The organism is Pseudomonas sp. PS02303 (genome assembly GCF_029959925.1).
Taxonomy (GTDB): Bacteria; Pseudomonadota; Gammaproteobacteria; order Pseudomonadales; family Pseudomonadaceae; genus Aquipseudomonas; species Aquipseudomonas mandelii.
The window spans coordinates 1-3128 of record NZ_JASCOM010000421.1; the positions used below are offsets into that span (position 1 = coordinate 1).

Sequence of the window (3128 nt, forward strand, 5' to 3'; positions counted from 1 at the left end):
CTCCCACAGGGTCTGTGCCTGACACAAATACACTGTGGGAGCGAGCCTGCTCGCGAAGAGGCACGAACAGGCTCAGGAAGACCCGCCGCCGAACACTTATTCAGCCGTCGAAGGCTTCTCCCAAAGATTGATCCCGCCTTCCTGGGCAAACCGGTCAATTTCCGCCAGTTCTTCCGCGCTGAAACTCAAATTCTTCAACGCTGCGACGTTCTCGATAATCTGCTCCGGCCGGCTCGCACCGATCAGTGCCGAGGTCACGCGCGGATCGCGCAGCGTCCATGCCAACGCCAGTTGCGCCAGGCTCTGACCGCGACGCTTGGCGATTTCGTTGAGCCCGCGCACGTGGGCGATGTTGGCTTCGGACAGATGAGATTCCTGCAAAGAACCACCGCCCGGGCGATTGACCCGCGCATCCTTCGGAATGCCATTGAGGTACTTGTCGGTCAACAAGCCCTGCGCCAATGGCGTGAACGCAATCACGCCAGTGCCGAGTTCGTCGGTGACGTCCAGCAGATCCTTTTCAACCCAGCGATTGAGCAGGTTGTAGGCTGGTTGGTGAATCAGCAACGGCACTTTCCACTCTTTCAGCAGCGCCGCCATCTCACGGGTTTTCACCCCGGAATAGGACGAGATGCCGATGTACAGCGCCTTGCCCTGCTGTACGGCGGTGGCCAACGCACTGGCAGTTTCTTCCAGTGGGGTGTCGGGGTCGAAGCGATGGGAATAGAAGATGTCCACGTAGTCCAGGCCCAGGCGTTGCAGGCTCTGGTCGAGGCTGGCCAGCACGTATTTACGCGAACCGCCGCCCTGGCCATAAGGGCCGGGCCACATGTCCCAACCGGCCTTGCTCGAAATAATCAACTCGTCGCGGTACTGCTTGAAGTCTTCACGCAGCAAACGACCGAAGTTGATCTCGGCGCTGCCATACGGCGGGCCATAGTTGTTGGCCAGGTCGAAGTGGTTGATGCCCAGGTCGAAGGCGGTGCGCAACAGCGAGCGCTGAGTGTCGATCGGCGTGCTGTCACCGAAGTTGTGCCACAGCCCCAGGGACAGCGCCGGCAGCACCAGACCGCTGCGGCCTACGCGGCGGTAAGGGATAGAGTCGTAGCGGTTTTCGGCAGCGGTGTAAGTCATCGAATCCTCTCTTGTCTGTCTTGAAGTTGGTATCGACTGCTTCGCAAGTTGCCCAGCATACGCCGAGACAAACGCCGATAAACCTCGGACTCGCGAAAAAGCTGAAACGTTTCACAGATGATCGTTCCGACGCGGAGCGTGGGAACGATCAAGAACAGCAAGGTCAAACAGCGCCCGTAAACAGCTCCCCCAACCAATCCACAAACACCCGAACCCGTGGCGACATGTGTCGGTTGTGGGGGTACAGCACCGAAACCGGCATTGACGGTGGCGGCGTGTCGATGAGGACTTCTTGCACCAGGCCTTGGGAAATCTGCGCCTCCATACGGTAATGCGGACACTGGATCAGGCCGAGCCCGGCAATTGCCGACGCCGCGTAGATTTCCGCGCCGAACACTGAAACCGCGCCTTCGATAGCGACTTCTTTCAGCTCGCCATCGACCATGAATTCGAAAGGGAACAACTTGGCGGTGGTGCGCGAGACGTAGTTCACCGCGCGATGGTGTTTCAGGTCTTCAAGGCTTTTCGGTTCACCGTATTGACGCAGATAGGCGGGGCTGGCGCAGGTGATCTGGCGCAGGTTGGCGATGCGTTTTCCGATCAGCGCCGAATCACTCAAGGTGCCGGCGCGCAGCACGCAGTCGACGCCTTCAGCGATCAGGTCGACAAAACGGTCGGCTTCGCTGATGGACAACTCGATGTCCGGGTAACGCTCCATGAATTGTGGCAATGCCGGGATCACAAAATGCCTGGCCAGGGTGCCATGCAAGTCCACGCGCAAGCGGCCTTTGGGTGCGCAACCGCGAAACGCCAGTTCGGCTTCTTCCAGTTCCGCCAGCAAGTGCACACAACGCTGATAGTAGGCCTCGCCGTCCAGCGTCGGACGCACCCTGCGGGTGCTGCGTTCCAACAAGCGCGTACCGAGCCACGCTTCAAACTGATTCAGCGTATGGGTCAGCGTCGCCCGCGGTAGATTCAGGTCCTCGGCGGCCAGCGTGAAGCTGCTGCGCTCGTAGATCCGCACGAAAACCTTCATTGCTTTGACTTGATCCACGCTTGGCTCCTGCTCCTCGATTGTTGGCGATTATTGAACAGTCAAGGCAACTCTCGTGCATTTATCGGCTTCGGTAAACATGTGAATCTGGCTTCACCCCAACAAACACCTTCAAAGGTTCGCCATGACTACTCAAACTTCGAAAGTTGCCCTCGTGACCGGCGCCTCCCGTGGCATCGGTGCCGTGATCGCCAGACAACTGGCCAGCGAAGGGTTCGCCGTCGCCATCAACTACGCCAGCAGCGCCATCGAAGCCTCAAAACGGGTGGTGGAGTTGCGTCAGGCCGGCCATCAAGCCATAGCGATCAAGGCCGATGTGGCCAATGCCGACGACGTACGCCGGATGTTCGACGAGACCGAAACGCAGCTGGGCAAGGTCGATGTGCTGATCAACAACGCCGGCATTCTCAAAGTGATGCCGCTGGCGCAACACACAGACGAACTGTTCGACCAGACCTTCAACATCCACGCGCGCGGCACCTTCAACACCTTGCGTGAGGCGGCGACGCGTCTGAACAGCGGCGGGCGGATCGTCAACTTTTCCAGCAGCACCGTCGGGCTCAACCTGCCGGGGTACGCGGTGTACATCGCCAGCAAAGCGGCCGTGGAATCCCTGACCCAGGTATTCGCCAAAGAAATGCGCGGGCGCAACATCACCGTCAACGCAGTCGCCCCCGGGCCGATAGCGACCGAATTGTTTTTGCACGGCAAGAGCGAAGAGCAGATCCAGACCTTCGCCAAGATGCCTCCGCTGGAGCGTCTCGGTCAGCCAGAGGACATTGCTCGTGTGGTGTCGTTTCTGGTCGGGCCGGATTCGGCTTGGGTCAATGGTCAGATTCTGCGGGTGAATGGTGGATTGGTTTAAGCTGGTTTGCAGGCAGGCCAGACGCCTTCGCGGGCAAGCCTCGCGCCTACAGGAGTTGCGCGCAATCTGTAGGCG

The 3128-nt window shown here is 59.5% G+C and carries 3 protein-coding genes; 1 reads left to right on the top strand and 2 read right to left on the bottom strand.

Annotated elements, in window-relative coordinates:
- Nucleotides 1–96: 96 nt before the first annotated feature.
- Together mgrA and QMX98_RS33535 are read right to left on the bottom strand one after the other, a co-directional pair.
- Nucleotides 97–1134 carry an L-glyceraldehyde 3-phosphate reductase gene (gene mgrA, locus QMX98_RS33530; protein WP_010464790.1) on the bottom strand — a complete coding sequence of 346 codons (1038 nt, stop codon included), beginning with the start codon at nt 1132–1134 and terminating at the stop codon, nt 97–99.
- A 163-nt stretch (nt 1135–1297) separates the two neighbouring features.
- Complete coding sequence (locus QMX98_RS33535) at nt 1298–2188, bottom strand: LysR family transcriptional regulator (protein WP_282412035.1); 891 nt, start codon at nt 2186–2188, stop codon at nt 1298–1300.
- A 124-nt stretch (nt 2189–2312) separates the two neighbouring features.
- Here QMX98_RS33535 and QMX98_RS33540 point away from each other — a divergent pair, with 124 nt between their 5' ends.
- A complete protein-coding gene (locus QMX98_RS33540) occupies nt 2313–3053 on the top strand; it encodes an SDR family oxidoreductase (protein ID WP_282412036.1) in 741 nt (246 codons plus the stop codon).
- Nucleotides 3054–3128: the final 75 nt, after the last annotated feature.